Here is a 465-nt window from a genome sequence, read left to right on the forward strand (position 1 = left end):
GGTACAGGGCAGTCATGTCTTCGCCCATTTCGGTGTGGTCCAGACCGGCAATGCCGTTCAGGGCCGAGGCGTAGACCACTTTGAAGTCCAGCTGCTCGTCGGTAGCGCCGAGGTTGTCGAACAGGTCGAAGATCTGGTCCAGAACCCAGTCAGGACGTGCGCCCGGACGGTCAACCTTGTTGATCACGACGATTGGCTTCAGGCCGGCTTCGAAGGCCTTCTTGGTCACGAAGCGGGTTTGCGGCATAGGGCCGTCTTGAGCGTCGACCAGCAGCAGCACGGAGTCGACCATCGACATTACACGCTCAACCTCGCCACCGAAGTCGGCGTGGCCGGGGGTGTCGACGATGTTGATGTGGTAGCCGTTCCAGTTGATGGCGGTGTTTTTCGCCAGAATGGTAATACCGCGCGCTTTTTCCTGGTCGTTGGAGTCCATGACGCGCTCGTCGTTGAGCTCGTTACGCT

At 59.6% G+C, this 465-nt stretch carries 1 protein-coding gene; it reads right to left on the reverse strand.

Annotation, left to right across the window (positions count from 1 at the left end):
• On the reverse strand, positions 1-465 hold a 465-nt coding region (locus tag EOE48_RS28750), incomplete at both ends, for a GTP-binding protein (protein WP_127734244.1).

Source organism: Methylobacterium oryzihabitans, assembly GCF_004004555.2.
Taxonomy (GTDB): domain Bacteria; phylum Pseudomonadota; class Alphaproteobacteria; order Rhizobiales; family Beijerinckiaceae; genus Methylobacterium; species Methylobacterium oryzihabitans.